General features: G+C 60.7%; 19 protein-coding genes. 14 read left to right on the top strand and 5 right to left on the bottom strand.

Annotation, left to right across the window (positions count from 1 at the left end):
* Positions 1 to 2: 2 nt before the first annotated feature.
* Positions 3 to 1,064: a porin gene (locus tag BLT98_RS08240; protein ID WP_092606404.1), complete on the bottom strand. Its 1,062-nt coding sequence runs from the start codon at positions 1,062 to 1,064 to the stop codon at positions 3 to 5.
* Positions 1,065 to 1,278: 214 nt separating this feature from the next.
* On the opposite strand from BLT98_RS08240, the gene BLT98_RS08245 reads away from it, so the two are divergent.
* The 4 genes from BLT98_RS08245 (at position 1,279) to BLT98_RS08260 (ending at position 4,742) form a co-directional block, all read left to right on the top strand.
* Positions 1,279 to 2,001, top strand: a complete 723-nt coding sequence (locus BLT98_RS08245) for a response regulator (protein WP_070260636.1) — start codon at positions 1,279 to 1,281, stop codon at positions 1,999 to 2,001.
* Positions 1,998 to 3,503 (top strand): sensor histidine kinase, encoded by a 1,506-nt coding sequence (locus tag BLT98_RS08250; protein WP_092606406.1) that lies wholly within the window; start codon positions 1,998 to 2,000, stop codon positions 3,501 to 3,503. The genes BLT98_RS08245 and BLT98_RS08250 overlap by 4 nt, the downstream gene beginning before the upstream one ends.
* Positions 3,504 to 3,671: 168 nt before the next feature.
* On the top strand, positions 3,672 to 4,232 hold the full coding sequence (locus tag BLT98_RS08255) for an outer membrane beta-barrel protein (RefSeq protein WP_034785479.1): 561 nt from the start codon (positions 3,672 to 3,674) through the stop codon (positions 4,230 to 4,232).
* Between the two features lie 144 nt (positions 4,233 to 4,376).
* Positions 4,377 to 4,742, top strand: a complete 366-nt coding sequence (locus tag BLT98_RS08260) for a ribonuclease E inhibitor RraB (RefSeq protein WP_092606408.1) — start codon at positions 4,377 to 4,379, stop codon at positions 4,740 to 4,742.
* A 63-nt stretch (positions 4,743 to 4,805) separates the two neighbouring features.
* Here the strand turns inward: BLT98_RS08260 and BLT98_RS08265 are convergent, their stop codons facing one another.
* Together BLT98_RS08265 and BLT98_RS08270 are read right to left on the bottom strand one after the other, a co-directional pair.
* Complete coding sequence (locus BLT98_RS08265) at positions 4,806 to 6,128, bottom strand: homoserine dehydrogenase (protein ID WP_092606410.1); 1,323 nt, start codon at positions 6,126 to 6,128, stop codon at positions 4,806 to 4,808.
* 73 nt (positions 6,129 to 6,201) lie between these two features.
* A complete protein-coding gene (locus tag BLT98_RS08270) occupies positions 6,202 to 7,431 on the bottom strand; it encodes a pyridoxal phosphate-dependent aminotransferase (protein WP_034750427.1) in 1,230 nt (409 codons plus the stop codon).
* 424 nt (positions 7,432 to 7,855) lie between these two features.
* On the opposite strand from BLT98_RS08270, the gene BLT98_RS08275 reads away from it, so the two are divergent.
* From BLT98_RS08275 to BLT98_RS08315, 9 genes are all read left to right on the top strand, one after another.
* Positions 7,856 to 8,248 (top strand): Mth938-like domain-containing protein, encoded by a 393-nt coding sequence (locus BLT98_RS08275; RefSeq protein WP_070260554.1) that lies wholly within the window; start codon positions 7,856 to 7,858, stop codon positions 8,246 to 8,248.
* Positions 8,245 to 9,918, top strand: coding sequence for a glycosyltransferase family 39 protein (locus BLT98_RS08280; protein ID WP_092606412.1), 1,674 nt, complete (start codon positions 8,245 to 8,247; stop codon positions 9,916 to 9,918). Before BLT98_RS08275 ends, BLT98_RS08280 begins: the two co-directional genes overlap by 4 nt.
* Before the next feature lie 206 nt (positions 9,919 to 10,124).
* Positions 10,125 to 11,261: a DegT/DnrJ/EryC1/StrS family aminotransferase gene (locus BLT98_RS08285; protein WP_034785472.1), complete on the top strand. Its 1,137-nt coding sequence runs from the start codon at positions 10,125 to 10,127 to the stop codon at positions 11,259 to 11,261.
* Between the two features lie 11 nt (positions 11,262 to 11,272).
* A complete protein-coding gene (locus tag BLT98_RS08290; protein WP_092607067.1) occupies positions 11,273 to 12,268 on the top strand; it encodes a glycosyltransferase in 996 nt (331 codons plus the stop codon).
* Positions 12,268 to 13,185 carry a formyltransferase gene (locus tag BLT98_RS08295; protein ID WP_092606414.1) on the top strand — a complete coding sequence of 306 codons (918 nt, stop codon included), beginning with the start codon at positions 12,268 to 12,270 and terminating at the stop codon, positions 13,183 to 13,185. The genes BLT98_RS08290 and BLT98_RS08295 overlap by 1 nt, the downstream gene beginning before the upstream one ends.
* A gap of 21 nt (positions 13,186 to 13,206) precedes the next feature.
* Positions 13,207 to 14,259, top strand: coding sequence for a bifunctional UDP-4-keto-pentose/UDP-xylose synthase (locus BLT98_RS08300; RefSeq protein WP_034785470.1), 1,053 nt, complete (start codon positions 13,207 to 13,209; stop codon positions 14,257 to 14,259).
* Complete coding sequence (locus BLT98_RS08305; protein WP_092606416.1) at positions 14,259 to 15,218, top strand: polysaccharide deacetylase family protein; 960 nt, start codon at positions 14,259 to 14,261, stop codon at positions 15,216 to 15,218. Before BLT98_RS08300 ends, BLT98_RS08305 begins: the two co-directional genes overlap by 1 nt.
* Before the next feature lie 74 nt (positions 15,219 to 15,292).
* Positions 15,293 to 15,763 carry a peroxiredoxin gene (locus BLT98_RS08310; RefSeq protein ID WP_092606418.1) on the top strand — a complete coding sequence of 157 codons (471 nt, stop codon included), beginning with the start codon at positions 15,293 to 15,295 and terminating at the stop codon, positions 15,761 to 15,763.
* Between the two features lie 290 nt (positions 15,764 to 16,053).
* The gene (locus BLT98_RS08315; RefSeq protein ID WP_092606420.1) at positions 16,054 to 17,874 is read left to right on the top strand and encodes a PhoH family protein; all 1,821 of its coding nucleotides are present in this window, start codon (positions 16,054 to 16,056) and stop codon (positions 17,872 to 17,874) included.
* Between the two features lie 83 nt (positions 17,875 to 17,957).
* On the opposite strand, the gene BLT98_RS08320 is transcribed toward BLT98_RS08315, so the two are convergent.
* On the bottom strand, positions 17,958 to 23,543 hold the full coding sequence (locus BLT98_RS08320; RefSeq protein WP_092606422.1) for a DUF3320 domain-containing protein: 5,586 nt from the start codon (positions 23,541 to 23,543) through the stop codon (positions 17,958 to 17,960).
* Between the two features lie 295 nt (positions 23,544 to 23,838).
* On the opposite strand from BLT98_RS08320, the gene BLT98_RS08325 reads away from it, so the two are divergent.
* Complete coding sequence (locus BLT98_RS08325; protein ID WP_092606424.1) at positions 23,839 to 24,471, top strand: site-2 protease family protein; 633 nt, start codon at positions 23,839 to 23,841, stop codon at positions 24,469 to 24,471.
* A 24-nt stretch (positions 24,472 to 24,495) separates the two neighbouring features.
* Here BLT98_RS08325 and BLT98_RS08330 read toward each other — a convergent pair whose 3' ends face one another.
* Positions 24,496 to 26,907 carry a TonB-dependent siderophore receptor gene (locus BLT98_RS08330; RefSeq protein ID WP_244517421.1) on the bottom strand — a complete coding sequence of 804 codons (2,412 nt, stop codon included), beginning with the start codon at positions 26,905 to 26,907 and terminating at the stop codon, positions 24,496 to 24,498.
* Between the last annotated feature and the right edge of the window lie 21 nt (positions 26,908 to 26,928).

A 26,928-nucleotide genomic window follows, 5' to 3' on the forward strand; every position in this document is an offset into this window, starting at 1 on the left:
CCTTAGAAGCGGTGCTGGATGCCGGCAATCAGGCCGCGCTGCGTGTCGCCAAAACCGGCATCGTCACGCGACAGGCTGACCAGCTGCTTGTGCTTGGCCTTGGCGTAGGCGCCGGCCACATACAGGTCGGTGCGCTTGGACAGGGCATAGCGCACGCGCGCCACGTACATGATCGGATCGGCATCGAGGTTGGCGGCCACGTTCTTCACGTCCTGGTAGTAGATCACGCCCGTCAGGGTGACGACCGGCGTGGTCTTGTAGCTGACGCCGCCCCAGTACAGGGTGCCGCGCACATCGGCCTTGCCGGCGGCAGCCGGATCGAGCTTGTAGTCGCGCGCCGCCGCCTGCACTTTCCACGGGCCGTCGTCATACATGGCGCCCAGGTGGTAGACGGTGGTCTTGTCGCGCGCGCCGCCGGCGATGGCATTGCCGTTCACCTGTTCATATGTAGCGAGCAGGCTGACGGGACCCGTCTTGTAGGTGACGGCCGTGGACAGCTTGGCGCTGTCCGAATTGCCCGTCGACTGTTCGCCGAAGCCATACGATGCGCCGTAGCTGAAGTCGCCCGTCTTGCCAGAGTACTTGACCATATTGTCGAAGGCCGTCGTCATGCCGTATTTGCTCGGACCCGTCGCGTGTGCCGAAGTGGCCCACGAGTAGAACGGCGCATAGGCCATCGGATCGAATGGCAGCACGAAGTCATACACGGTGGTGAACGAGCGTCCCAGCACGACGCGGCCAAACGCGCCTTCCAGGCCCACATTGGCCTGGCGCTTGAACAGGGCGCCGTCGGCCGCGCCCGTGTCGACCAGGATGCCGCCTTCCAGATTGAAGACGGCCTTCAGGCCGCCGCCCAGGTCTTCGCTGCCCAGAATGCCCCAGCGCGAGGTGTTCATGCCGCCCGAGCTCACTTGCGTCATCGAGCTTTTGTTCGGACCGGCGTTGCTGGTGTTGCTGATGCCGGCGTCCAGGCGACCGTACAGAGTGACGTTCGACTGGGCGTGGGCGCTGCCGGCTGCGGCGAGTAGCGCCATGGCGGCCAGCGAGAATGCAGTTTTCTTCATGTAGAGTGTCTCCCTTAGATATAGTTATTAGTGATATGCCTGATCATTTTCATGAATCAGGATCACACTATATGAGCGCGATCCTTTCAATTCGCTTTCAGACTGACAGGTGTCGTCCGCCAGCCACAAGGAGGGCAAACATATTCATCGCCGCCCCTGTCGGCGCGGCGCCGGCAGGCTTACACTGCACCAATTCAAACGAATGGCGGAGACCATGCGCATATTATTAGTGGAAGACCATCTGGAGCTGTCGCACTGGCTGGCAAAGGCCCTGCGCGACGCGCACCTGACGGTGGAGACCGCCCACAACGGCGCCGATGCCGACGCCCTGCTGCATACGCAGGAATACTCCCTGGTGCTGCTCGACCTGACCCTGCCGAAGATGGATGGCCTGGACGTGCTGCGCCGCCTGCGCGCGCGCGGCGGCACGCGCGGCAAGACTCCCGTCATGATACTCACTGCGCGCGGCGGCCTCGATGAAAAAGTGCAGGGCCTGAACCTGGGCGCGGACGATTACATGGCCAAGCCGTTCGAGCTGGCCGAACTGGAAGCGCGCGTGAAAGCCCTGCTGCGCCGCAGCCAGGGCAACGAGGCACTCGTGCACACCTGCGGCGCCCTCAGTTTCGACACCGTCACGCGCATGTTCAGCTATCGCGGCGCGGCGCTGGCGCTGACGCCGCGCGAACACGCGGTGCTCGAAGCGCTGATCACGCGCTCGGGGCGGGCCGTGTCGAAAGAAAAGCTGTTTGACGAAGTCTTTGCGCTGGCCGACGACGCCAACCTGGACGCCATCGAGCTGTATATCCACCGCGTGCGCAAAAAACTCGAGAACGGCGTGGAAAGCGGCTCGCCCGACGGCGCCGTCATCACCACCCTGCGCGGCATCGGCTACCTGCTGCAGCCGCGCAGCGCGATGGCGCCGGCCGCGCCAAAATGACCGTGCGCGCCCCACGCCTGCCGCTGCTCGAACGCCTGCGCCGGCGCTGGGCGCAGAGCCGGCCGCTGGGCAGCCTGCGCAGCCAGCTGCTGCGCTGGCTGCTCATTCCGCTGGTGATGCTGGTGCTGCTCGATGCCGTTTTTGTCTACCGCAACGCGCTCGACGCGGCCGACATGGCCTACGACCGCTCCTTGCTGGCATCGACGCGGGCGCTGGCCGAGCGCGTCTCCATCGTCGGCGGCAAGGTCGTCGCCGAAGTGCCTTACGTGGCGCTCGACAGCTTTGAGACCGACACCCTGGGCCGCATCTACTACAAGGTGACGGGCATCAATGGCGAGCTGGTGTCAGGCTATGGCGACTTGCCGCCCGTGCCGAAAAACGTGCCACGCTCGCAGAACTATCCGGCCCTGGTGCGCTTCTACCACGCCGACTACCACGGCAAGCCGATCCGCATCGCCGCCCTGCTGCAACCCGTGTATGACGACTCGATGCGCGGCATCGCCCTGATCCAGGTGGCCGAGACACTGGACGCGCGGCGCGGCCTGTCGAACCAGATCCTGTTCGACACCCTGATCTGGCAGGCGGCAATGATACTGGTGATGGGCGCCCTCGTGTGGTTTGCCGTGCGCCTGGTGCTGCGCCCGCTGATGCGCCTGAAAACGGAAGTCGAGACGCGCACCCTGTCCGATTTGTCCGACGTCGATCCCACGCTGGTACACAAGGAAATGCGCCCGCTGGTCAGTGCCATGAACGGCTCCATGTCGCGCCTGCAGCAGCTGATCGCCAGCCAGCGTCGCTTCATCGCCGACGCCTCGCACCAGTTGCGCACGCCGTTGACTGTGCTGAAAACCCAGGCCGAACTGGCCATGCGCGAGTGCGACCGCCAGGCGGGCGCGCCGCCGGACATCGCCGCCCTGCGCGACATCGTGCGTTCGATCGCCGCCACCACCGATTCGACCGTGTTGCTGGCCAACCGCCTCCTGACCCTGGCGCGCATCGAGCATGGCGGCGAGAATCTGGCGATGGATACCGTCGCGCTGCGCGACGTGGCGCAGCAGGTGGGACTGGAAATGGCCATGACCGCGGTCGCCAAACATATCGACCTGTCGCTGGAAGCGCCCGACGAGGCACCCGTGCATGGCCAGGCCCTGCTGCTGCATGAACTGCTGGCCAACCTGGTCGACAACGCCCTGCGCTACACGCCGCAGGGCGGCAGCGTGATCCTGCGCGTGCGCGCGGCGCATACGGGGAACGGACACGAACACGGCGCCGTGCTGGAAGTGGAAGACAGCGGCAAGGGCATCCCGCCGGCCGAGCGCGAGCGCGTGTTGACGCCGTTCTACCGGGTCGGCGCGGCGCTCGAGAGCAATCCTGGCGGCGCCGGGCTGGGCCTGGCCATCGTGCGCGATATCGCGGCCCTGCACGGCGCCCGGCTGGAACTGGCGACGGCGGCGAATGGACATGGATTAAAAGTCGGCGTGCATTTCAGCGGTGCCGCATGACGGATTGCGCAGACAGGCAGTTCACATGTTACGTTGCTTAAAAACAACAAATGATTTATTTCTAATATTTTTAAAATAATTGCCTTACATAAACATATTCATCCCTATACAATTCGGCTCCCATTAAGCGGCGAGACAGTCTCTCCGCATTAATTATCTAGGATTAATATGAAAAAGCAATTGTTTGCAGTAGTCGTCGGCGCCGCTCTGGCATTCCCTTTGTTTGCACAAGCTGAAAACATTTATGTCGGCGCGAATGCCGGCCGTTCGGAATTGAAATTGTCGGGCGATGTCGCTTCAGGCAAAGAAAACAAAACCGGTTTTAAAGTTTATGCCGGTTACGACTTCACGCCTAACTTCGGCGCGGAAGCCGGCTACGTCAATTTCGGCAAACTGAAAGAAAGCGAAGGCAAGGAATCGCTGAGCATGGAAACCAGCGCAATCTACGCAGCCGCCACCGGCACCTTGCCACTGAACGCTGAATTCTCGCTGTTTGCAAAAGTTGGCGTTACTCAAAACCACACCAAAGCCAAATTGAACCTGATCGGTTTCAGCGCCAGCGAATCGAAAAACAAAACCGCTGCCCTGTTTGGCATCGGTGCTGCTTATAACTTCAATAAAAACCTGTCGGCCGTTGCTGAATATGAAAACTTCGGCAAAACGATGAGCCAGGATGGCATGAAACTGAAAGCCGACCTGCTGTCGATCGGCCTGCGTTACAAGTTCTAATTCACGCTCGCGCGAATCAGAATCAAGCCGTTGTTAGCGGCTGATAAAAAAACCGGCCATGCAGCCGGTTTTTTTATGGGTGAATGGCAAGCAGGCGGCATGGATGCTAAGATCGCGCCCTGAGATTTTAAGGAAGGCACCGCCATGATGACCAAAGAAGATGTAAGCGAACTGTTTGCCAATATCGCCGAGAACGCGCCATGGGACCTGTCCCAGCCGCTGCTGTGGGGCTATTACTTCACCAACCCGACGTCCGAACCGCTGGAGCAGGCCGCCACCCTGCTGGCGCTGCAGGGCTACCGCCCGGTGGAACTGTACCAGCCGGAACTCGACGATCCGACAGCACCGCCCGTGTGGGTGCTGCACGTGGAAAAGGCCGAAGTGCATGGCGTCGACAGTCTGCACGCGCGCAATGGCGAACTGATGGCGTTTGCGCAGGACAACCAGCTGGCCAGCTATGATGGCATGGATGTAGGCCCCGTCGGCGCGCCCGACGTGCCGCAGCATTAAGACCGCCATCGGATGAAAAAACGGCGCCCGCGGGCGCCGTTTTGCATGGATCGCTGAAAACGCTCAGCTCAGGTTTTCCAGGCGGATCTTGGTGACCGTGCCCACCACGCTGTTCAACGCTTCCATCTTCTCGATGGCCGCCGTGACGTTCTTTTCCTGCGTCTGGTGCGTCAGCATGATGATGTCCGTGTGCGTCTCGCCCTCGGCCGGCTCTTTTTGCAGCATGGCGTCGATCGAGATGCCGCGTTCGGCCAGGATGCGCGTCAGGTCGGCCAGCACGCCCGGCTGGTCGGCCACGTGCATGCGCAGGTAGTAGCTGGTGGTGATTTCCGACATCGGCAAGATCGCGATATCGGTCATCGCGTTCGGCTGGAACGCCAGGTGCGGCACGCGGTGTTCCGGGTCAGCCGTGGCCAGGCGGGTGATGTCGACCAGGTCGGCGATCACCGACGAGGCGGTCGGCTCGGCGCCCGCGCCGCGGCCCGAGTACAGGCTGGCGCCGACGGCGTCGCCATGCACCAGCACCGCATTCATGGCGCCTTCCACGTTGGCGATCAGGCGCTTGGCCGGGATCAGGGTCGGATGCACGCGCAGCTCGATGCCTTCCACGCCATTGACGGTGGCGCGCTTGGTGATGCCCAGCAGCTTGATGCGGTAGCCCAGTTGCTCGGCGTAGCGGATATCGACGGCATTGAGGTTGCTGATGCCTTCCACGTAAGCCTTGTCGAACTGCACCGGGATGCCGAAGGCGATGGCCGACATGATGGTGGCCTTGTGCGCGGCGTCGACGCCTTCGATGTCGAAGGTGGGATCGGCTTCCGCATAGCCCAGTTCCTGCGCCTGTTTCAGCACGGTGGCGAAATCGAGGCCCTTGTCGCGCATCTCGGACAGGATGAAATTGGTGGTGCCGTTGATGATGCCGGCGATCCATTCGATGCGGTTGGCCGTCAAGCCTTCGCGCAGCGCCTTGATGATGGGGATGCCGCCGGCGACGGCCGCTTCGAAGGCCACCATCACGCCCTTGTCCTGGGCGGCGGCGAAGATTTCGTTGCCGTGCACAGCCAGCAGGGCCTTGTTGGCCGTGACCACATGCTTGCCGTTGGTAATCGCCTGCATCACCAGGGTTTTCGACAGGTCGTAGCCGCCGATCAGTTCGACGACGATGTCGATCTCGGGATCGTTGACGATCAGCATCGGGTCATTGACGACCTTGCAGCCGCCGGCGACCAGCGCTTCGGCGCGCGCCACGTCGCGCACGGCGACGGCGACGACTTCAATGCCGCGGCCCGCGCGGCGCTTGATTTCTTCCTGATTGCGTTTCAGGACGCTGAACGTGCCGTAACCGACATTGCCCAGGCCCAGCAGGCCGATCTTGATGGATTTCATAGTTGTGCTTGACTGCTCATAAGTGGCGCCCCCTTGAGCGGCGCCAGGTTGATCGAGATTGCTGCTGGCTGATTCAGCCCCGGCCGTGACGCTTGCGGTAACCTTCGAGGAAGCGCGCAATGCGCCCCATGGCCTCGGTCAGGTCATCGGAGTTGGGCAGGAAGACGACACGAAAATGGTCGGGCGCGATCCAGTTGAACCCCGTGCCCTGCACGATCAGGACCTTGGCTTCGGCCAGTAATTCATAGGCAAACTGCTGGTCGTCGGCGATCGGGTAGATCTCCGGGTCCAGGCGCGGGAACATGTACAGCGCGGCCTTCGGCTTGACACAGGTGACGCCCGGAATATCGGTCAGCAGCTTGTGCGCCAGATCGCGCTGTTTCAACAGGCGCCCGCCGGGCCCCACCAGGTCTTGTATGCTCTGGTAGCCGCCAAGCGCCGTCTGGATGGCAAATTGCCCCGGCGCGTTGGCGCATAGCCGCATCGAGGCCAGCATGTTGAGGCCTTCGATGTAATCCTTTGCGTGGCGCTTTTCGCCCGAGACCACCATCCAGCCGGAACGGTAGCCGCAGGAGCGGTAATTCTTCGACAGGCCGTTCATGGTGATGAACAGCACGTCGTCGGCCAGCGAGGCGATCGACACGTGCTCGGCTTCGTCGTACAGCACCTTGTCGTAGATCTCGTCGGCGAAAATGATCAGCTGGTGCTGGCGCGCCAGTTCGACGATCTGCAGCAGCACGGAAACCGGGTACAGCGCGCCCGTGGGATTGTTCGGGTTGATGACGACGATGGCTTTCGTTTGCGGCGTGATCTTGCGGCGCATGTCCTCGATGTCGGGATACCACTCGTTCTGCTCGTCGCACACATAGTGCACGGGATTGCCGCCCGACAGGCTGACGGCGGCCGTCCACAGCGGGTAGTCGGGCGCCGGCACCAGCACTTCGTCGCCACTGTTGAGCAGCGCGTTCATCGACATGACGATCAGTTCGGAAGCGCCATTGCCCAGATAAATGTCATCGATGGTCACGCCGGCGATATTCTTGCCCTGGGTGTAGTGCATGACGGCCTTGCGCGGCGCGAACATGCCTTTCGAATCCGTATAGCCGGCCGCGTTCTGCAGATTGAGCATCATGTCGCGCACGATCTCGTCGGGCGGATCGAAGCCGAATACGGCCAGGTTGCCGATATTGAGCTTGGTGATCTTGTGGCCTTCTTCTTCCATTTGCCTGGATTTTTCCAGGACCGGGCCGCGGATGTCGTAGCAGACGTCCGCCAATTTATTCGATTTCTGAATCGGTCGCAAAATAAATCCCTGTCGTGATGCGGCGCGGTGACCAGAACTTGCAGCATGATAGCCGCGCCAGAACTATGAACCCGTGAAACTGCAATGCGAAAGACTGCAAGGCGAAAACAACCATTCTCGCCGAAAACAGGCCATTTTATCAAATTAAACATGGCCAACCCCAGCATTTGACGCCGATTCTGCCACGCCGGCGCCTCCGGACGACAATCGGGCGGGCGCCATCTTCATCTTCCCTTAATCTTGCAGCATTACCATGGCGAAAGCAGGCATCGCCACTGTGGCGCCGAACATTGCAATTTGGAAAGGATGTTGCTTTTCAGTCGCTCTTTTCTGTCATTTATGGCATGCTTACGCCCTTGGCCGCGGCACGCAGTTTGGCCGCGCGCGCACCGATCAACCGACACGACCAGCCCCCGATATCGCCATGAAACTCCATGCCAGCAGCACCCAACAATACCAGACTGTCACCGGCTATGACGAAAACGGCGTCGAGATCAATGCCCAGCCGTATAACTACAGTCTGATCGTCATGCCGGAAATGCCCCCGCGGGCGTGGGAGGTGGACAGTTTCGAACAGCTGAACGAGGCGCATTTCGCGCAAATCCTGGCCGATGCGCCCGACGTGGTCATCCTCGGTACGGGCGAGCGCCAGCGCTTCGTGCACCCGAAGCTGACGGCCGCGCTGACCATGCGCCGCATCGGCGTCGAATGCATGGATAGCCAGGCTGCCTGCCGCACCTACAATATCCTCATGGGCGAAGGCCGCAAAGTCACCCTGGCACTGATCCTGGCCCCGGCTGCAGGCAAGGCCGCATGAAAATCAATGTCAACGAGCTGCACTCGTCGCGGGTGCTGATGTGGTCGCTGCTGGGCATCTTCATCGTCGTCACCCTGTATGCGCTGGGCGTGCGCACCCTGGTGCCGCCCGACGAAGGCCGCTACGCGGAGATGGCGCGCGAAATGTTCGTCACGGGCGACTGGATCACGACGCGCCTGAACGGCATCAAGTACTTTGAAAAACCGCCGCTACAAACGTGGATGAATGCGCTGACCTTCGCCGCCTTCGGCCTGGGCGAATGGCAGGCCCGTTTGTGGACGGGCCTGTGCGGCATCATCGGCGTGTGCATGACGGCCTACGCGGGCAAGAAAGTGTTCGGCCCGCGCGTGGGGCTGTATGCGGGCCTGGTGCTGGCGTCGAGCCTGTTCTGGCTCGCTTCCGGCCAGATCAATTCGCTGGACATGGGCCTGTCGGGCATGATGACCCTCACCATGGGCAGCCTGCTGATCGCCCAGCGCGACGACGCCACGGCGCTTGAACGGCGCAACTGGATGCTGACCTGCTGGGCCGCCATGGCGCTGGCCGTGCTGGCCAAGGGCCTGATCGGCATCGTGCTGCCGGGCGCCGTGCTGGTGCTGTATTCGCTGTGCGCGCGCGACTGGCGCATCTGGACGCGTTTGCATCTGGTCAAGGGTTTGCTGGTGTTCTTTGCCATCGCCACGCCGTGGTTCGTGCTGGTCGCCCTGCGCAATCCGGAACAGCCGCATTTCTTCTTCATCCATGAGCATTTCCAGCGCTTCCTGATGAAGGGCCACAAGCGCGAAGGCGCCTGGTATTACTTCCTGGTGCTGCTCATTCCCGGCATCCTGCCATGGATAGGCGTGCTGCCGCAAAGCCTGGCCGCCGCCTTCCAGCGCCAGGAAGGCGCCTTCCAGCCCCGCTTGATGCTGCTGGTCTGGGCCGTCTTCATTTTCTTCTTCTTCAGCTATTCGACCTCGAAGCTGCCTGGCTATATCGTGCCCATCTTCCCGGCGCTGGCCCTGCTGGTGGCGCTGTACCTGGAATCGGCCTCGCGCCGCCAGCGCATGCTGGCCGCCGGCCTGCTGTGCGTGCTGGGCGCGGCCGTCCTGATCGGCGGACCGATCGCCTTTGGCAAGGCCAGCGCGCGCGACGCGGAAGCCTTGATCGCGCTCAAGGGATACCAGCCATGGCTGATGGCGGCCGGCTTCTTCGCCCTGGCCGGTGGCGCCCTGGCCTTGCTGCATGCGCGCCAGCTGCGCCGCGACATGACGGTGCTGACCATCGCCGGCGCCGGCTTCCTGGCCACGCACTGCATCCTGGCCGGCTCCGAACTGTATGGCCAGAACCGCGCGGGCACCGACATGCTGCCGCAGATCCAGGCCGAACTGACGGCCGATACCAAGCTCTATTCGGTCGGCATCTATGAACAGTCGCTGACGTACTACCTGCAGCGGCCAGTGATCCTCGTCGATTACTGGGATGAGTTCACGTTTGGCCTGAAACAGCAGCCCGAGCTGTCCATCCCGAGCATCGAGACTTTCATCACGCAATGGACGAACGATGCCAACGCCGGCGTGCGCGACATGGCCATTATCAGCCTGTACCGTTACAAGGAATTGCAGGAACGTGGCGTGCCCATGCGTGTCATTGCCAAGGATGCGCGCCGCATGGTCATTGCCAATAAATAAATGTTTAAAGGGGCGCGAGGCAGCATGGATCGCGCCCCCGGCCAGCTTGCCCCGCCCCCGCATCAGCAGGATTTTTCACCGCTGAACCGGCTGCGCCGCCGTACTGACGATATAAAATAGCCATGCCTGCCAGCGGCCATTCACCGCACTGGCAGCCTCGGCAACGCCGACACCCTGACACAATACAGATCCAAGAACTGCGCCCCATGACCTCTACCCTGCCCTTTTTGCCATTTTCCAAACCCACCATCGATGAAGCGACCATCGCCGCCGTCGGCGAAGTGCTGCGCTCGGGCTGGATCACCAGCGGCCCGAAAGTGCAGGCATTCGAAGCCCAGCTGTCCGAGTATTTCGGCGGGCGTCCCGTGCGCACCTTCAATTCGGGCACGTGCACCATGGAAATCGCGCTGCGCATCGCCGGCATCGGCCCCGGCGATGAAGTCATCACCACGCCCGTGTCGTGGGTAGCGACGGCCAACGTCATCATCGAAGTGGGCGCCACGCCCGTGTTTGCGGACATCGATCCCGTCACGCGGAATATCGACCTCGACAAGCTGGAAGCGGCCATCACCCCCCGTACGAAGGCCATCATCCCCGTCTACCTGTCCGGCTTGCCGGTCGACATGGACCGCCTGTACGCGATTGCTGAAAAGTACAATTTAAGGGTCGTGGAAGACGCGGCGCAAGCGTTCGGCTCCAGCTGGAAGGGCAAGCGCATCGGCGCGTTTGGCGACTTCGTCTCGTTCAGCTTCCAGGCCAACAAGAACATCACCACGGGTGAAGGCGGCTGCCTCGTCCTCAACAACCTGGAAGAAGCGAAGCTGGCCGAGAAATACCGGCTGCAGGGCGTCACGCGCAGCGGCGTCGACGGCATCGACGTCGATGTACTGGGCGGCAAATACAACATGAGCGACATCATGGCCGCCATCGGCCTGGGCCAGTTCGCCAATATCGACGCGATCACGGCCCACCGCCGCGCGCTGGCACGCCACTATTTCGCGCAATTCGGCAGCGATTTCGAAGCGCAGAGCGGCGCCCAGCTGCCCGTGCAGGACTTTGAAAACAGCAACTGGCATTTGTTCCAGATCATCCTGCCCGACAATGGCCCCGGCACGCGTGCCGCCTTCATGCAGCAAATGGCGCAGCAGAACGTGGGAACGGGCTATCATTACGCACCGATCCACCTGTTTACCATGTACCGCGAACGCGGCTTTACCGAAGGCATGTTCCCCGTCTCGGAAAAGATCGGCCGCCTGACCGTGACCTTGCCGATGTTCTACGCCATGACGACACAGGACGTGGAACGCGCCGTCGCCACCGTCAAATCCATTCTCATCAAATGAGCAGCGCGCCGATGAAACCTGAACTGTCCATTATCATTCCAATCTACAACGAGCAGGATGGCCTGGCCAGCCTGTTCGCCCGCCTGTATCCGGCCCTCGATGCCCTGCAGACGAGCTACGAGATCATCTTTGTCAATGATGGCAGCCGCGACAATTCGGTGGCCATCCTGGCGGAACAGTTCCGCCAGCGCCCCGACGTCACGCGCGTAGTCCTGTTCAACGGCAATTATGGCCAGCACATGGCCATCCTGGCCGGCTTTGAAGCTTCGCGCGGGCAAATCATGGTCACGCTCGATGCCGACCTGCAGAATCCGCCCGAAGAAATCGGCAACCTGGTGGCAAAGATGCGCGAAGGCTACGATTACGTGGGCTCGATCCGGCGCAAGCGGCAAGATTCCGCCTGGCGCACCCTGGCGTCGAAAATGATGAACCGGCTGCGCGAGCGCATCACCAACATCAAGATCACGGACCAGGGCAACATGCTGCGCGCGTATGGCCGCAACGTGATCGACCTGGTCAACCAGTGCGCCGAAGTCAACACCTTCGTTCCCGCCCTGGCCTACACGTTTGCCCGCAAGCCCACGGAAATTACCGTCGAGCACGAGGAACGGGCCGCCGGCGAGTCGAAATACTCGCTGTACAGCCTGATCCGCCTCAATTTCGACCTGGTCACGGGCTTTTCGCTGATTCCCCTGCAAATCTTTTCGATGCTGGGCATGCTGCTGTCATTCAGTTCGGCCCTGCTGGTGATCTATCTGCTGGCGCGCCGCTTCCTGTTCGGCGCCGAGGCGCAGGGCGTGTTCACCCTGTTCGCCATCGCCTTCTTCCTGATGGGCGTGATCCTGTTCGGCATCGGCCTCGTGGGCGAATACGTGGGACGCATCTTCCAGCAGGTGCGCGCCCGTCCCCGCTACGTGGTGCAAACCATCTTGCAGGACGGCATGGCCCAGGCGGAAGCCGAGGCGCCATCGTACGTGCGCCTGGAAAAGCGCCAGGTGGGCCGCTGATGGGCGCCCCGCGCGCCGTCGTCTTCGGCTACCACAATGTGGCCGTGCGCTGCATCAAGGTGCTGCTGGCCGGTGGCGTCGATATCGCCCTGGTCGTCACGCACGAAGACAGCCCCACGGAAAACCTGTGGTTCGAGTCCGTCGCCAGCCTGTGCCAGGCCGAAGACATCCCGTACATCACGCCCGGCGATCCGCGCGCGCCCGAGCTGCTGGCGCAGGTGCAGGCGGCAGCGCCGGACATGCTGTTCAGCTTTTACTACCGCCACATGCTGCCCGCCAGCATCCTGGAAGTCGCGCCCGCCTACAATATGCACGGCTCGCTGCTGCCGCAGTTCCGCGGCCGCGCGCCCGTCAACTGGGCCGTGCTGCATGGCGCCCCGCAAACGGGCGCCACCCTGCATGAAATGACGGTCAAGCCCGATGCCGGCGCCATCGTCGCGCAAACGGCCGTGCCCATCCTGCCCGATGACACGGCCTTCGAAGTCTTCGGCAAGGTCACCGTGGCGGCGGAACAAACCCTGTGGAACGTGCTGCCGGCCTTGCTGGACGGCACGGCGCCACGCCAGCTCAACGATTTGCGCCAGGGCGGCTACTTTGGCGGGCGCAAGCCGGAAGACGGCCGCATCGACTGGAAGTTACCCGCGCAGCAGGTGTACAACCTGCACCGGGCCGTCGCGCCGCCCTATCCCGGCGCCTTCACCGAAGTCAATGATGTCATTTACACCATCGAAAAAGCCCGCCTGAGCAAGCATTCCGCAGGAAGTTTGCCACCGGGCTTGGCGGTAGTGGATAATTGCATCTTGGGCGTCTGCGGAGACGGCCGCATGCTGGCCATTTCCGCGCTGAGGGCTGCCGGGGAGCCGATTTCGGCTCAGCAATTGCAAGCAAGTCTGACCACCCGCGTCAGCACACACTGATATCACTCAAGAGAATCTCACATGAAAAAAGTCCTCATCTTAGGCGTCAACGGCTTCATCGGCCACCACCTGTCCAAGCGCATCCTGGAAACCACCGACTGGCATGTCTACGGCATGGACATGAACACGGACCGCATCACGGAATTGCTGGAAGATGACAACTACAAGTCGCGCATGCACTTCTTCGAAGGCGACATCACGATCAACAAGGAATGGGTCGAGTACCACGTCAAGAAGTGCGACGTGATCCTGCCGCTGGTGGCCATCGCCACGCCATCGACCTACGTCAAGCAGCCGCTGCGCGTCTTCGAACTGGACTTCGAAGCCAACCTGCCCATCGTCCGCTCGGCCGCCAAGTACGGCAAGCACCTGGTCTTCCCGTCGACCTCGGAAGTGTATGGCATGTGCCATGACGAGGAATTCGATCCGGAAAACTCGGAACTGATCTGCGGCCCGATCAACAAGCCGCGCTGGATCTATTCGAACGCCAAGCAGCTGATGGACCGCGTGATCTGGGGCTATGGCATGGAAGGCTTGAACTTCACCCTGTTCCGTCCATTCAACTGGATCGGTGCGGGCCTGGACTCGATCCACACGCCAAAAGAAGGTTCTTCGCGCGTGGTGACGCAATTCTTCGGCCATATCGTGCGCGGCGAGAACATCTCGCTGGTCGACGGCGGCGCGCAAAAACGCGCGTTCACCTACATCGACGACGGCATCGATGCGCTGATGCGCATCATCGCCAACAAGAACGGCATCGCCAGCGGCAAGATCTACAACATTGGCAATCCGATCAATAACTATTCGATCCGCGACCTGGCCGGCATGATGCTGACCCTGGCCGCCGAATACCCGGAATACGCCGAAGGCGCGAAACACGTGAAAATCGTGGAAACGACCTCGGGCGCCTACTACGGCGCCGGCTACCAGGACGTGCAAAACCGCGTGCCGAAAATCACGAATACCTGCGAAGAGCTGGGCTGGGCGCCGACCACCACCATGGCCGATTCCCTGCGCAATATTTTCGACGCCTACCGCAGCCAGGTAGCCCAAGCCAAAGCCCTGATGGATTAATGTTGAGCAAGCCGTTCCTGACCCTGAAAATCGACGTCGATACCTATCGCGGCACCCGTGAAGGCATGGGCAATCTGGTGCGCATGCTGGCCGCGCACCAGGCCAAGGCCACGTTTCTGTTCTCGCTGGGCCCCGACCACACGGGCTGGGCCCTGCGGCGCGCCTTGCGGCCCGGCTTTTTCAGCAAGGTGTCGCGCACCTCGGTGGTCGAACACTACGGCTTGAAAACATTGATGTACGGCACCTTGCTGCCGGGACCCGATATCGGCAAGCTGTGCGCGGCGCAATTGCGCGCCGTGCGCGATGCCGGTTTCGAGTGCGGCATCCACACCTGGGATCACACCCTGTGGCAAGACAACGTGGCCAAGCGCAACGCCGCCTGGACCATCAACATGATGCGCAAGGCCGCCAACCGCTACGAACAGGTGTTTGGCGCCAAGCCGCACACGCACGGCGCGGCCGGCTGGCAAATGAATGTCAGCGCCTTTGTCGAACACGACACGGCCGGCTACCGCTTTGCCTCCGATGGCCGTGCCATGCTCGACGCGCGCGGTGCCATGGTGCATGCCACGAATGGCCCGCACCGCGTGCGCAACGGCAACACCATCCTGCAATGCGTGCAATTGCCCACCACCCTGCCCACCCTGGATGAATTGCTGGGCTGCGAAATCGACGGCAAACTGATCACAACGAGCAATGTTGCCGCGCATATATTGTCGCTGACGGCGGACAATCCCCGCGATCACGTATATACCTTGCATGCGGAACTTGAAGGACAGAAACTCGCCCCCATTTTCGAACAACTGCTGGCTGGTTGGAAAGCCCAGGGCTACCAGTTTGCAGCGATGGGCGATTATTATGAAAAGATAAAAAATACGGACTTGCCCGTTTGTCCCGTCACCTGGGATGAATTGCCAGGCCGTTCGGGACGCCTGATTGTGCAGGGCAAAGCGGCCTGAATGCTGTATTGTTGCACCTGGATGCGTTGCCAGATTAAAAACAGCGCTGATGATCACCGTTCAGGAGAGAACCTGTGGCTGATAGCCAATCCCTCGTTAGCATACCCGACTTTAGCGCCGCCATGACCAGCGGCAAGACCTTCCAGTTGCTGGGCCGTCCGGCCAAGGCCACGGTGCTGTTTTTCTATCCGAAGGACAACACCCCTGGCTGCACCACGGAAAACATCGCCTTCCGCGATGCGTATTCGCAATTCGTCGCAGCCGGCGTGGAAATCTACGGCATCAGCCGCGATTCCCTGCGCTCGCACGAAAGTTTCAAAACCAAGCTGGAACTGCCGTTCGAGCTCATTTCCGACCCGGACGAAGCCGTTTGTCTGCTGTTTAACGTCATGAAGATGAAACAGATGTACGGCAAGACGGTCCGTGGCGTCGAGCGCAGTACGTTTGTGATTGACGCCCAGGGCCGATTGGTGAAAGAATGGAGAGGCGTGAAGGTCGCAACTCACGTGGAAGAAGTGCTGGAATTCGTAGCGCATCTGAATTGATCGTCCATTTTTGATCCAATGCGCGTTGTCGGCTTCCAGCGAGCCTGGTTCAACCGCAGTTCAGTTCACGGTACCTATCGCCATTTTGAGTCAACGAAGCGCCTCCATCCACTCCGCCAGGCGGGCATGCAGCCCGTCGATGGCGTCCATGACCGGCCATGCTGCCGGCCTTCCGGCAGTTACTCGTCCTGTAGCATTGTTGTTCCCCCGCATCCACCCCATGAGAAGTGCCGCCAGAAGCTGGCTGCCCATGGGCGATTCATTCCAGAAATTTTTTGATTGAGATCCTGATGCCACTGCCAAAATTACCGAGCAAGCCAGCCACTATCCTGGCCACCCAAGATTACCCAACCGCAGGCGCAGCGCGCCCGGCCACCAAAACCCCGGCAGCCAAGAAAGTGGCTGCACCGATTATTGAAGCGGCGATCGCCGAAGTTGCCAAGCCGGTCCGCAATGCGGCCACGAAGATCAAGCAAGTGGCGGCCCTGATGGTCGCCAAGCCGGCGCCAGCCGTTGCTGCACCGGCGCCGGTCGCGGCCGCGCCTGCCACCGTTGCTGCGCCTGCAGCGAAAGCCAAGCCGGCGGCAAAAGGCAAGGTCACGCCGATCAAGCCCGTCAAGCAAGCCGAGCAGCCACATCCGGCCAAGCACAAGGCTGTCGAAGTGCAGCTCAAGTCGTCCGCCAGCCGTGCCGCCGACCAGCGCGGCATCAGCAAGCTGTTCGTGCTCGACACGAACGTGCTGATGCACGATCCATCGTCGCTGTTCCGCTTCGAGGAACACGATGTGTACCTGCCGATGATGACCCTGGAAGAGCTGGACAACCATAAAAAAGGCATGACGGAAGTGGCGCGCAATGCACGCCAGGTCTCGCGCACGCTCGACGCCCTGATCAGCAACACGGATGACGACGCCATCGAACATGGCATCCTGCTGTCCAAGCTGGGCAACAAGGATGCCAAGGGCCGCCTGTTCTTCCAGACGCGCCTGCAAAGCGCCGACTTGCCGGCTGGCTTGCCAGTGGGCAAGGCCGACAACCAGATCCTCGCCGTCGTGCGCTCGCTGGAATCGGAACAGGAAGGCCGCCCTGTCGTGCTGGTGTCGAAAGACATCAACATGCGCATCAAGGCGCGCGCCCTGGGCCTGCCGGCCGAAGATTACTTCAACGACCATGTGCTGGAAGACACGGACTTGCTGTACTCGGGCATCGTGCAATTGCCGGACGACTTCTGGAACAAGCACGGCAAGGACATGGAATCGTGGCAGGAAAGCAAGAACGGCTACAGCTCGACGTTCTACCGCGTGACGGGCCCGTTCATCCCGTCGCTGCTGGTCAACCAGTTCATCTACCTGGAACCGAAAAACGGCGAAACGCCGTTCTACGGCCAGGTGAAACAGATCAACGGCAAGACAGCCGTGCTGCAAACCCTGCGCGACTTCAGCCACACGAAGAACAATGTGTGGGGCGTGACGGCGCGCAACCGCGAGCAGAATTTCGCGCTGAACTTGCTGATGAATCCGGAATGCGACTTCGTCACCCTGCTGGGCCAGGCCGGTACCGGCAAGACCCTGCTGGCCCTGGCCGCCGGCCTGGCGCAAGTGCTGGAAACCAAGCTCTACAATGAAATCATCGTTACCCGCGTCACGGTACCGGTGGGCGAAGACATCGGTTTCCTGCCAGGCACGGAAGAAGAAAAGATGTCCCCATGGATGGGCGCCTTCGACGACAACCTGGAAGTGCTGAACAAGTCCGACTCCGATGGCGGCGAATGGGGCCGTGCGGCAACGCAAGACCTGATCCGCTCGCGCATCAAGATCAAGTCGCTCAACTTCATGCGCGGCCGCACGTTCGTGAACAAGTTCCTCATCATCGATGAAGCGCAAAATTTGACGCCGAAACAAGTCAAGACGCTCGTCACGCGCGCCGGTCCCGGCACGAAGATCCTGTGCCTGGGCAACATCGCGCAGATCGACACGCCATACCTGACGGAAGGCTCGAGCGGCCTGACTTACGTGGTCGACCGCTTCAAGGGCTGGACCCACAGCGGCCACGTCACCCTGGCCCGCGGCGAGCGCTCGCGCCTGGCCGACCACGCCAGCGAAGTACTGTAAGTGATAGCGGGCGGCGCGAGCTGCCCAGTCATTCGAAGCCCCGGCTGCAGCGATGCAGGCGGGGCTTTTTCTTGCTGAAGAGCTTATATGCTGTCCTGCGGCTTGAGCTCGAATACTTCACCATTTTTCTGCAGCAAGCCGCGCAGCAACAGATCATCGATGCGCGCACGGATGGTGTCGCGCAACTGCGGGCTGGTGGCCTTAAAACCAAACAGGCGCGCCACGTACTGGGCAATTTCAACAACTCCTGCGCCATAGTTTTTCTGTAGCGTATCAAGGATCGCCACGTCGATTTCCTGCGGCGGCAGCATGTCGGGCTTACGCAGAGTATCGGAAACCACGGCGCCTCGGTCACGGATGCTGATGATGGTATCGGCCATGCTCAAAAAGCGCTCTGTCATGATCATCCCATCGAAGCGGACGGCAGCATGGATGGCGCGTTCCACCGCTGCCTGGATGCGCCCGCCGGTCCGTTTCAAGCCCCACGCAGCGCGCAGGCGCACCACGACTTCATCGACGTGCACGGGACCTTCCAAGGTGACGATCTGCTTGACCAAGTCGCTCAAGGCCGCTACCGGCATCTCATGCAACTCGTCGGCATAGGCAGGTTTGGCAGGGATCGCTTCGACATAGGCCGCCGGCCTGTTTGGTCCATTCCTTTCCAGTCCAATCTCGGCATGATCTTCTCGCTCCACGGTCACTACAGACACGCACGGCTTGCGTTCCTGCCTCCCATGGAGTTCAGCGCGCGCTGCCAGCTCGGTCTTGGCGGCATCAATGGCCATCAGCAAGCGCTGCAACTCATTATTGGGCCTCTGAAACCAATCGAGTCCCCAAATACGGTGGATGATCCAGCCATGGTCTTCCAGCACGGCCTGGCGCAAACGATCGCGATCGCGCGCCGAGCGCGAGCTATGGTAGGACTCGCCATCGCACTCAATGCCCAGCAGGTAGCGGCCCGGATGCTGGGCATCGGCAATACCCAAGTCGATAAAAAACCCGGCGATGCCGACTTGTGGATGGACTTCGTACCCGCAGGCCTTAACGGCATCGGCCACTTGTACTTCAAACGGACTGTCATATTCTCGCCCAGATACGCGCGACAAGCCCAGCCTGCCCGTGCGCGCGAAATGCAGGAATAGCTTGAAGGCCACTACACCTCGTCCCTTGGCACGTTCAAGATCGATATCTTCATCGGTAATTGAGGCAAACACTTCGCAACGGCGCTTGGCGCGACTGATCAGCACATTGAGGCGCCGTTCACCGCCTTCGGCACTCAGTGGACCGAAGCGCATGGCCATGTAGCCGAGCTTGTTGCGACCATAGCCAACCGAGATAAAAATCACATCACGTTCATCGCCCTGCACGTTTTCTAGGTTCTTGATGAAAAACGGTTCGCTGGCATGCTGCTGAAAAAAGGGCTCCACATCCTGATGCTCGCGGCGTAACAACTCCAGTTCATCCTGGATGGCTCGCCGCTGCTTGACCGAAAAAGTCGCCACGCCCAACGAGTGTTCCGGTGAGTTGCGCGCATGGTCGATAATGGCCCCGGCAATGACCCTCGCCTCTTCCGCATTGGTGCCAGTGTTACCGGAATCAAAGACGCCGTTAGCGACGTGATGAAACTGCAAGCCCATGCCCGCCTCTTGGGTGTAGGGACTGGGCACGATAAACAGCTTGTTTTCATAGAACTGGCTGTTCGACACGGCGATCAAGGATTGATGCCGGCTGCGGTAATGCCAGCGCAGCATGCGTTGCGGCAAGCCGCGTGCAGTAAACAGCCCCAGGATGCTCTCAATATCGGAGACTTGCGCATCATCGTCTCCATCGTCATCAGGCTCAACGCTGGTCATCTTGGAAAAGAACTTGGTTGGTGGCAATTGCCGCTCATCCCCCACGACAACCACTTGGCGCGAGCGTGCAATAGCCCCCAGCGCATCCACGGGCTGGATCTGGCTGGCCTCGTCCATCACCAGCAAATCAAAACTGAGTTGCCCGGGAGGCAGGAACTGGGCTACCGATAACGGACTCATCATAAATACCGGCTTGAGTGCCTGGATGGCGGGTGCTGAGCGCTGCATCAACCGGCGTATCGGCATATGCCCCTTACGTTTAGCCATTTCGCCGCGCAGCACGCCCAAGGGGCCGATCGCACCGCCTCCCTGCGGGATGCGGCGGTGGTGTGCTTGCACCACTTCCAGACTGGATGCCGCAATGCGCTGGCGGTCCATCTGCGCAAAATCTGCCGCCAAGCGGCTATGGAGGTGGCCGTCAAAATGGGCCAGCGCCTCGTCGCTGCGTACTTGATCAGCAAAAATCGCTTCGAAATACGCCATTGTGAACGTGCGCATGGCATCCCTCGGGATCAGCGCGCCAGCTTCCAGTTGCGTGACAATTTCACCGATACCCAGCTGGCGTGCCTTGGAGCAGCGGTCGCGGTAGATCACCCACTTCGACAACTCTTCGGAAAATTCAATCCACACCGCCATGCGCCCAAGCAAGGCAAAGGCGGGCAAATCCAAGATAGCCGACACCTGAAACAGCTTCTCGTTATTGGTGCATAACTCGCTATAGAGTTCGTCGAGTTCCCTCACAAACTTGTCCTGCGCAGCTTCAAGCTCCAATGCGCAATGTAGCGGCGCGGCGCGATTATCGTGCCGCGCGACCATATGGCGCAGGCTAGACTTGGATGCCATCCACGCCGTGCTGATGCGCAAATTCTCCCAGTCGGACAATGGCCCCTGCCAATGCGCGCCAAACGCAGCTCGCCCCAACTCGCTACCTGCATCGATGCGTCGGCGCAATTGCTGCGCTTCGATCAACAAGTCGAGGCGCGCGATTTTGCCTGAAAGGTCAAGCGGTACATGTTGCATCACAGCTTGGCAGCCGGCCTGGCAAAACGCAAGCCGGGACACTTGCCCAGCCACCGTCTCAAAGGCAGAGGTCTCCACGCTAGCCCATTCACGAAAAGCGGGTTCATCTTTCCATCCGTTGAACCACATCGCGTCCAACAGTGGAAAAATTTCCTGCAGCAGCCCCTCCAGTAGTGCGGCCCGACGGCTGATTTCCGAACGGTTCGGCAACTTGCTGGCGATAATGCGCGGCTGCGCTCCCAGGCCACGCAAGCTGCGCATCCATTCCACCAACGCCAGCATAGGCGCCGAGCGCGATTGACCGCCCTTCCAGTCGGCACCAAACGCGCCACTACCAAATGAGTTGTTTGACTCAATCCGCTCCAGCAGTTTTCTCGCTTCGCCCAGATGGTCGAGAATTTCAATCTGTTCGGGCAGCGCTGTGTCCGGGTTGCGCAACAGGCCCTTGACTTGCTTGCTAGCCGCGCGCCACTCGCTGCTGACGAAACGCAGCAGGCTGTCACCATGGGCGGCCAGCACCTGGCGTGCCCCAGATAGATCAAGCTGCCAGGCATCGCTGCTGATTTTTCCTTCCAGCCGCGCTTGCAAGCCTTCCAGCGCCACCACGCATTGCGCCAGGTCGGCAGCTTGTTCCACGCCTTGATCCCATACCGTCGAAACAAACACATCGGGACTGACATCAGGTGCCGTCGCCACTTTCTGTGCCGTCAGCACCAAGCGGTTAATCTCGCTGTAGCTTGCCATGTGGTTGCCGGCATCGACACCGAGCAGTCGGCTGAGCAAAGCAACTTCGCCGTCGAGCCTGCTAAACAGCGTTTGCAAGGTCACCGCCCGTTCGAATGCCTGTGCGTCCGCGTACTGCGGCAAACCGACCAGTTGCTGGCGCAAGTCAAGCACATCAATTTCCCACGCGTCTGCATGGATTCCACCCGCTAGAGCGGCCTGCACAGATTGCAATTGGAGACCATCATCGATCAGAGCCATCAGGGCATTCGCCTGCTCGCTCCACTCTGGCGCCCGCAAGGCTTCGTTGGCAAGCTTGGGCGCCTCAGCAACGTCGCGCGCCAGCGCCACCAGATAGGTAAAGTCGCGCAACACCGCCGGCGCCACCGTATCGAGCGACATGGCCAGCTCTGCCTGTTGTTCAGCAAGCTCCTTGCAGCGCGCCCGTATAGCCGTGATACGCGACACTAAGCGCTCCACGTCATTGGGAAGTATAAGCTTGAGCGCCACGCCGCGCCATGGATGATCGCCCGGCTCGCCAATGTCAACGATGCGCTGCGCCAATTCCTCAACCACTGCCAGGCGCTGCTGCATCTCATCGGGCGACCAGCTTTCAGGCTGCTGCAAACGGATGTCCACCGGCTTGACATGCTCCAGGCGCAATTTACTCAATTCACCGATCACTTGATAAGGCGTAAGCCTGGCGGCGGAGTGCCGCAGGTGCAAGCGCGCACTGTGTGCGTTAAGTTGGTCGCGTGCCGCCAGCAAGCGGCTGTTCAAGGTGGTGGCCGCATCGCCCTTGGGTGAGCCTAGTTCAGACGTGCGGCGCAGTTCATCAAGAAACATTTTCTTGTTAGCTTTATTACTGTGCAATTCAATACAGGCATCGCCAACACCGGCTTGGTCCAGTCGCCGCTTGACCACCTCTAGGGCGGCCATTTTCTCCGCTACGAACAGTACCGTCTTGCCATCGGCAATCGCCGACGCGATGACATTAGCAATCGTTTGAGATTTGCCAGTACCGGGCGGCCCTTGGATCACCAAGTTACGGCCAGCGCGCACATCGTGCACGGCCAGCGTTTGCGAACTGTCGCAATCGACGATATGCAGCAACTCGGCCGGCGCGATATAGTCGTCCAGGTTGGCGTCTTCGGGAATGGTCGATGCACCGGCAGCAAAACCATCGGATAACAAACCGCGTATCAAGGGTTGATTCGTCAGCCCGCCTTCCGGCCACATGGCGGGATCAAGGTCGCGGTACATCAGGAATTTGGAAAATGAAAAGAAACCGAGCACGATATCGTCGGCATCGACCACCCAGCCTTCTTTCGACTGCACAGCATCCCTGACGGCGTCGATGTAGGCCATCGGATCGAATTCATCGCCAGCTTCATATGCGGGCATTTTTAAATGGTGCACGCGCTCCAGAAAGGCTTCCAGCGACAGATTCGATGAGTGCTCTTCCTGGCGCCATTTCAATTTGAATTGCTCGGCGGCGTTGCCCCTTTCCAAGCTGACGGGAATCAGGATCAGCGGTGCATATCGCACATTCTTCGCATTCAATGGATCGAGCCATTTCAAGGTACCGAGCGCTAAGAACAAGATATTGACACCCTGCTCTTCTTCCAAAGTACGTGCATCAAGATACATGTCTAGCAGGCGCTTCTGCAACCCCTTGGCGGTCAGCCTAGTTTGTAGACGCGTATCGGCATGCCGGTTCAAAACACCACGCGCATCGACACTGTCATCATGGGCTGGCGCCAATTCCGCGATTTCATCGGAGTTGGCGTTGGCGTCCGTATTATCAAGTTCAATCTTGCTTGCTGCCCTTCCAGGCAAAAAGCTAAATGGACGACTTTCGGATACCATCAACCGAAATATCTCGCTCGACTTCTCATCAACCACATCAATGGTGCGTGCGGTGGTAGAGGAGCGTGGAATATTCAGCAAGCGGTTGCGTGCAGTCAGGTCCAGCAACTCCGTACGGGCGCGCTCAAGCTTTGCATCAGCAGACAGACTACCTTGCAGAAAATCTGATTCAAAAGCTGGAGATACTATATCCGAATCATTCATTATTGCCTCGCTACTTCATCATTAATCTTGGACTACTGAATTTTCACGTACAACTTTACTCTCTAAAGATCATAGACGAGCTTAAAGCAACCGGAATAATACTGAATTTATGTCAAGTCAATAAAGATAGTTGCCAGCTAGATACGGTTAAAGTTATTTTCAACATCTATCAGGGTATAAATTTTGGACTATCGAGCGCATTGGTTTCTTTTGGCATGTTCTAATATCGCCCCTGTCCTTCAAAATATCAACAATGTTTCCGGTTATTCAATTCCCCCTAGCAGCAGCCCTCTTCATGTCCATCCACATTTCCGTCATGGCGGCCTGCGCCAGACTGTCCGGCATCACGGTGCGCAGCGTCAGCTATGGCGTGGGACCGACCGTGCTGACCTGGGGAAAAGTCTACGTCAAGCTGCTGCCGCTGGCCGGCAGCCTGGTGCTGAAAGATACGCGTGAAGAAGAACTGTATGACGACGATCCCTGCCTCGATGCCTACAACTTCCAGCCGCTGTGGAAGCAGGTGCTGCTGCCATTGAGCGGCGTGGGGCTGCTGCTGGCATTGTCGCTGGGCATCATGGGAGCCTCGGGCTGGGACAGCTTTGTCGCGGCCTTCGGGCAAATCGTCCACGGTGCGCTGGCCCCGCTGTCGACGGCGCAGGAATTGCTGGGCAATGGAGAGGCGTTTGCCCGCACACACGGCTTTGCGCTGGCGTTCGCCCTGTTCTCGTTGAAACTGTGCGCCTTGAACCTGTTGCCGTTTGCCGGCTTGAACGGGGGACAGGCGCTGCTGGCCATCGCGCGCGGCGGCAAGCCGTATGTGACGTGGGAAGAGACGGCAGCAAAATGGCTGTTGCTGCCGGGGCTGGCGATCCTGCTGGCGTGGGCGGCGGCACTGGCCGTGTATTGCTGGCGCGCGCTGGGGCTGTAGTCGCACGGCCCCAGTTGGCTACAGCTAGAAATTCACCTTCAGGCTCAGCAGGGCTTCGCGTTCGGCGCCACGGAAGATGCCGCCAAAGTATTTCTTGTCAAATACATTGCCGATATTCAGAGCCAGGCGGTAACGCGCTGTTTCGTAGGCCACGGCGATATCGGCCAGGGTGTACGGATCATTCAAGTACAGCGCATTGGCCGCGCCATTGTAGGGTGAACTGCCACGGTAGCGCAGGCCGCCAGCGAGCATCAGGCCGGGCACGACCATGGGCCGGTAGTCGAGCCAGACGCTGGCCGCATGGCGCGTCGTCTGCAGGGTCTGGCGGCCGATTTCGTAGTCGCGGTTGCTCTTCGTCGTGCGCGGGTCCAGATACGTATAGCCTGCCAGCACGCTCAACTCGGGCAAGGGTTTGAACGTACCTTCCAGTTCCACGCCCGTCGAACGTACCTCGCCCGTCTGTAGTGACGAACGCGGGTGCAGCGGATCCGGCGTGGTGACATTCGTTTGCGTCAGATCAAACAGCGATGCCGTCAACATGGTCGATGTGCCGGCAGGCTGGTACTTGATACCCAGTTCCACCTGCTTGCCCTTGCGTGGCTGAAAAGCCTTGCCGTCAAAGTCGCGGCCCGTGGCCGGGTCGAACGAGGTGGCATAGCTGGCATACGGCGCCACGCCATTGTCGAACAGGTACAGCAGGCCGGCACTGCCCGTGGTGGCATTGTCGTCGATGCGCGTGCTCGCCGAATTGAGCTGCGTGCTGCGCGCGCGGTCGTGGCGCAGGCTGGCGTTCGCCACCCATGCGCCCAGCTTGAACTGGTTCAACGTGTAGATGCCCGTCTGCTTGAGTTCAGTGTCGGTATAGTCGAGTCCCGGTGCGGCGATCGATTGATGGTAGACCGGCGCATGGATATCGAGGTTCGGCACGTCCCAGCCAAAGCCCAGTCCATCGTTTTCCTTGTATTTCAGGTAATCGATGCCCGCCACGAAGCGGTGCCCGATCTCGCCCCAGCGAAAGTCCTTTTGCGCGCGGCTGTCGACCGTCCAGGTCTTGCCGTCCACTTTTTCCGCCAGGCTGCCGCGCGTGGCCGTGCGCCCGTCAGGCAGCAAATCCATGGCGTAGATATGCTGGTAATCAACCTTGATGGTCGCATGGCGCAAGTTTTGCGTCAGCTTCCATCCATTCCCTGTTGCATGCTCGAACATATAGCCAAGGGCGCGCGTATCGCGGTCGAAATAGTCGAAGGACGGGTCGCCCGCCGTGCGGCTGACGGGCAAGTCCTTGATGTGCGGATGGACAAACAGGCTGGGCCACCATGGCTTCGGCGTGCCCCGCTCTTGCGAATATGTGCCCAGTACGGTCAGGCTGGTGCGCGCCGAGATGTCCCAGCGCAGCGAGGGCGAGATGGAAACGCGGTTGTTCTTCGACTCGATGGGACGATCGTCGGCATCGCGGCCCGTCAGCGTGACGCGGTACAGCAAGCCATCGTAGCCCGCGACAGCGCCGCCCAGGTCGGCATTGATCTGATAGCGGTGATAGCGTCCCGCGGAAAACCCCGCGCTATTGACGTGGTCTGCACCCGGCAGCTTGGAAGTGACATTGATCATGCCGCCCGGGCGGCCCTGGCCGTAGAAGACGGACGCGGGTCCCTTGATGACTTCGACACTGTCGAGATCTGCCATTTCGCTATTCCACGAACCATAACTGCCCGCCGACAGCAGCTTCAAGCCATCCTGGTAGTACGAGCTGCCATCGCTGAAGCCGCGGATGGTGGCGCCCGACATGCGCACGTCGGCACCCGTCACGTCCGTCAGCACGCCCGCCGTATAGGCCAGCGCCTGTTCGATGCTTTTCGGGGCCTGCGTCTTGATCTGTTCACGCGTGACAACGGAAATGGCGCGCGGCGTCTCGAGCAATGGCGTGCCCATCTTGGTGGCGGCCACGCTGATGGGCACATAGCCGCGCGACACCGTGCCCTCGCCCGCGTCAGCCGCTGCCATGACGGAAATCAATGGCATGACGGCGTCGGACGCCGTGCTGGCCAAGGCAGGCGCGGCGCGCAGCACGTAGCTGCCCGCCTCCAGTTCGACCGCCTGCAAGCCCGTACCCGCCAGCAAGGCGGCCAGGGCAGCCTGCGGCGTGTACTGGCCTTGCAGGCCGGCCGTGCTCTTGCCGCTGGCCTGGTCTGGCGTGTAGCTGAGCAAGACATTCGCCGCGCTGGCCAGGCTGCGCAGCGCGGGCGCCAGCGGACCGGCAGGGATGTCGTAGGCCAGGCGCATGGCGCCAGCCTGCTGGGCATTGGCCGCTTGCGCCTGCGCCAGGGCTGGCATGGCGGCGTACAGCGCCAGGCTGCACACGGCCAGCGACACGGCACGGGCGATGGGAAGGATTTGCGGTGTAGAAATATAGTAGCGCTGCTTGCGACGAACGGACATGATGTAAAGCCTCTCAAATGG

This window comes from Janthinobacterium sp. YR213 (genome assembly GCF_900099875.1).
Lineage (GTDB): Bacteria > Pseudomonadota > Gammaproteobacteria > Burkholderiales > Burkholderiaceae_D > Janthinobacterium > Janthinobacterium lividum.